Here is a 602-nt window from a genome sequence, read left to right on the forward strand (position 1 = left end):
TCAATCCGTCTGTTGGAGACAGCTCTGCTGTCTAGGGGTCGCTCCCTTGCCTCGTTGAGGTGTCTGTCGTCGCAAGCCACGGCCGACGAGAAAAAGAAACCCCGTTGCATCGCTGCAACGGGGTGTGTGGGATTACTCGGCGAACAAGATCGTTCGGGTCTTCTCAGCGCCCTCGCGAACAAGCTCGACCATCCGCTCGCCCTGGCCGATGTCGGTCAGCTTGGCCACCAGAGACGGGAAGTTCTCGTCTGGCCCGATCTCGGTGGCTCGCTGCGCAGCCACGCCAGCCAGCCCCGGCTGGCCTGTGGCGTGCGCGAGCACAGCAACAGTGGCCGTGAGCTGCGAGCGCATCCCTGGCCAGCTGGTCGGGACAGCGCGCATAACCTTCTCTATAAACGCAAGGCCCGCCTGCGGGTCATCGAGCAGCGCTGCAAGCAGCGTGTCCCGCAAGCGCGGCGTGGTGAAGCACTTCAGCGCAGACCGAACAGCGCGAGCGCTCGGCTGGGTGATCCCTGCCGCCGCCTGCTCATACTCACGCTGCAGCACGTCGGAGAACATGGGCGGGATATACGCCAGCGCGTCTTCGATGATGTCGGCGTGCT

The 602-nt window shown here is 64.5% G+C and carries 1 protein-coding gene; it reads right to left on the reverse strand.

Annotated elements, in window-relative coordinates:
* Positions 1 to 132: 132 nt before the first annotated feature.
* The coding region (locus tag HMPREF3170_RS11915; protein ID WP_246814922.1) for a DUF4192 family protein at positions 133 to 602 on the reverse strand (470 nt) is incomplete at its 5' end.

The sequence above is a fragment of the Corynebacterium sp. HMSC08D02 genome, from assembly GCF_001807505.1.
Classification (GTDB): Bacteria; Actinomycetota; Actinomycetes; order Mycobacteriales; family Mycobacteriaceae; genus Corynebacterium; species Corynebacterium pseudogenitalium.